Below are 3,455 nucleotides of genomic sequence, written 5' to 3'. Positions count from 1 at the left end.
CCCGCGGCCGGTGCTGCGCCGGCGCAGACCGGCCGCGCCCTGGTCATGGCGGAATACCTGCGCAGCATGCAGCAGTTTTTGGATCTGCAGCGGGGGCTCATGACCGGGCTTGCCGGCGGCGCGCCGGTGCCGGCCGCGGCCCAGCCCGCCGCCCCGCCACCGGCGGCGCCGCCCGATGCCTTGCCCCACGGGCCCTTCCGCATCGAGGTCACGGAGCTGGCGCCCCGGAGTCGTCTTGCCGGCCGCTGCCGGGTGGACCACCAGGTGCATCGCTACCTGGCCCACCACACCCTGGGCCGCCAGCCTTCCCGGATCGATCCCCAGCTGAGCTGCCTGGCGGTGGTGCCGTTGACCTTTTCCATCGAGCTCATGGCCCAGGCAGCGGCCCTCCTGGCCCCGGGGCTGAGCCTGGCCGGCATGCGGGCGGTGCGCGGCCACCGCTGGCTGGAGCCACCGGAGGACGGTGCCCTGGAGCTTCTGATCGAGGCGGAGCGGCAGCCGGGGGCTGGGGCGGGTGTCGAGGTGGCGGTCGCGGTGCGGGACGCCGGACCAGGCGGCTTTGTCTTTCTGGAAGGCCGCCTCCTTTTCGGCCTGGACTGGCCGCCGGTCACCCCTCTGGTGGACCCGGAGCGGGATTGCGGCCCTGCGCTGTCGGTGGATCAGGAGCGGTTCTACGAGAACATCCTTTTCCACGGCCCGATGTTCCGGGCGGTCCGCTCCCTGGACCGCCTCGGCTTGCACGGCGCGGCAGGCACCCTGGTGACCCTGCCGGCGGATGATCTTTTCGCCCCCCCCAGCGGGCCGTTTCTCACCGATCCGGTGCTCATGGACGCTGCCGGCCAAGTGGTGGGCGGCTGGGCGGTGGAGCATCTGGTCTCCGGCTTCATCATGTTCCCCACCGGCTTCACCGAGCTGCGGCTCCTGGCGCCCAAGCCGGCGCCAGGGGCGGTGATCGCGTGCAACTGCCGCATCACCCTGTCCGCCTCCGGCCGCATCACCAGCGACATCGATCTCGTGGCCGAGGACGGCCAGCTCCTGGCCCAGATCGTCGGCTGGGAGGACATGCGGCTCTTCGACTGGTCGCTGCCCTTCTACGCCTTTCTCCTGGCGCCCTGCCAGCGGCCCCTGGCCCACCCGTGGCAGGAGCCGCCCCCGGAGCGGCCGGGGATGGCGACCGCAGCGGTGGTGGTGCGGGAGAATGGCGGCGGCATCTGGCCGCGGGTCCTGGCCGGGCTGGTCCTCTCCCGGGTCGAGCGGGCGCGCTTTGCCGGTCTGGGCTTACCGGAGCGGCAGCGGCGGCGTTGGCTCCTGGGCCGGGCCGCGGCCAAGGAGGCGGTCCGGCTGTTTCTGGGCCAGCACCACGGCCAGGCCGCCTGCGATGCCGACATCGAGATCGTCGAGGACGAGGGGGGCCGGCTTGCTGCCGGCGGCGTTTTGCTGGCCGGCCAGCCGGCGATCGCGGTGGCCGTGGCCGGCAGCGGCGAGCAGATGCTGGCAGTGGCGGCCGCCGGCGCCCTGGCCGGCCTGGCCCTGGCCGCCGCTGCGCTGGTGGACGACCATCCGGCCCTGGACGACCAGGCCTGGACCGCCGCCGAGCTGGCCCTCCTGGCCGAGCTGGCCGAGGGCCGGCAGGCCGAGTGGCGGCTTCGCCTCTGGTGCGCCCGGGAGGCGGCGAAACAGGCCGCTTCCGGACAGGGCCTGGCCGGGCCGGTGCCGGTGCTTGTCCGGGGGATGGACCGTACCACCGGCCAGGTGGCGGTGGCGGTCGCCGCTGCCGTGGCGGCCGGGCAGGAGGGGATGGCCGTGTCGGTGGCTACCGGCCGTGAAGGCGATGCGGTCTACGGGCTGGCGGTCTGGTAGCAAAGCGGTACTGCTGCGTCGTCGATCCGGCGGAGCGGGTGGCCAAGGTGTTCGGCTTTTCCGGCGGCCGCTTCGAAAAACTGCTGGATGCGACCGCGGAGACGTGCCCTTCACCCTGGAGCACCGCACCATCACGTTTGACTTTGCGCTCGTGTGGGAGGAAAGATGATGCTGCCGGCAGAACAGAGCAGCGGGAGCCGGGAGGCGATCCTGGCCGGGCTCGTCGAAATCGTCCAGGGCCTCACCGCCGACTGGGACATGCTGGCCGGCGCCATCGGGCCCGAGACCCGGCTGGGCGTCGATCTCGGCTTCGCCTCCATGGACTTCGTGCGCCTGGTCATGGCCATCGACCAGCGCTTCGGCACCAGCAACCTGCCCTACGAGTCGCTCCTGCTGGCCGGCGACCGGGATCCGGAGGAGATCCGGCTGGTGGATCTGGCCGATTTCCTGGCCCGGCACCTGCCGGCCGGTCGTTAGCTCCCGGTGAGCACCACGGTCTCCCCCGGGGCCGGAGGGGTGATGCGTTGCCACCGTGTCCCGTCCCAGGCCAGGAGCCAGACATCCGGATCGGTGAGCGGCTTGTCGATGCGCGCCTCGATGGCGTGCACCTCGACTCCGGCCACCCCGGCGATGGTCACTTCCAGAGCGCCGCGCCGGATGACGGTGCCCGGCGGCAGAGGGCGCTGGCGGCGGAAGAGTCGGGCCGCCCAGCGGGTGCCCAGGAAGCCCGGCGCCGGGACCGTGAGCCGCAGGCTGTGGCTGCCGGTGACTGTCAGCCGATGGGGAGCGACCACGGTGCTGAGGGGCCACAGGCCTCCCGGCCACGGGTGTCCCAGGCCGGCCCGGATGACCCCGAAGTACGTGCTGGAAAGGTCGCCAGGGGAATTGAGGAGCAGGACCCGGGAGCGCTCGGCGGCCGGCCCTTCGGGCATCGCTGCCTCCAGGGGTAGGCGCTGCAGGCGCTGGGTCGCCCGCTGATAGCGGGCAATGTCGGCCCAGGCCGCCTGCGGTGCGTGGAGGCCATGCACCAGGACCACCCCGACCGCCAGGACGGTGCCGGCCAGGAGAGCGGGGGACGGCCAGCCAGGAGCGCCGCCGGCCCGGTGCTGCCGCCACCAGTCCAGGCCCCGGGCCAGGCCCCGCACCGCGAAGGCGGCCAGGAGATAGCTCGTCCCCACGGAAGGCAGGAGGAGATGGCGGCCGTCGGGCGGCGAGGCGCACAGGGGCAGCAGGGTGGCCAGGGCGGCCAGGGCCAGGAAGCGGCAGACCGGGTGCTGCAGGCACAGGGGCAGGAGGGCCAGGGTGCCAAGACCGGTCACGGCCCAGGACAGACCGTTGAGGCCGGCTGGCGTCCAGCTGGCCCAGCGGCCAAAGGGATCCAGCTCGGGCACGGTATTGGCCAAAAGGCCGGTGACGAGCCGGGGAATCCGCTGCCCCACCGCCGCAGCCAGGAAGCCCGCCGGATCCTCTGCCGGCAGCAGATAGAGCTGGGAGCCGGCGGCGCCGTAGCCAGCCCGGCCGTACCAGGCCAGGTAGGCGGCCCCCAGGAGCACGAAGGGCGCCAGGGCGCCCAGCCGCCGGCCAGGGCCGCCCTG

3 protein-coding genes are annotated in these 3,455 nt (G+C 73.4%); 2 read left to right on the top strand and 1 reads right to left on the bottom strand.

Features of this window, described 5'->3' with window-relative positions; all coding sequences use genetic code 11:
- The coding region (locus tag AB1634_19005) for a polyketide synthase dehydratase domain-containing protein (protein MEW6221601.1) at nt 1–1,860 on the top strand (1,860 nt) is incomplete at its 5' end.
- Between the two features lie 165 nt (nt 1,861–2,025).
- Nucleotides 2,026–2,337, top strand: a complete 312-nt coding sequence (locus AB1634_19000; GenBank protein ID MEW6221600.1) for a hypothetical protein — start codon at nt 2,026–2,028, stop codon at nt 2,335–2,337.
- Here the strand turns inward: AB1634_19000 and AB1634_18995 are convergent.
- On the bottom strand, nt 2,334–3,455 hold a 1,122-nt coding region (locus AB1634_18995; GenBank protein ID MEW6221599.1), incomplete at its 5' end, for a hypothetical protein. The genes AB1634_19000 and AB1634_18995 overlap by 4 nt on opposite strands.

The organism is Thermodesulfobacteriota bacterium (genome assembly GCA_040755095.1).
GTDB lineage: Bacteria > Desulfobacterota > Desulfobulbia > Desulfobulbales > JBFMBH01 > JBFMBH01.
The sequence above is the reverse complement of the archived record's forward strand: the minus strand, read 5'-3'. Positions and strand labels throughout refer to the sequence as shown.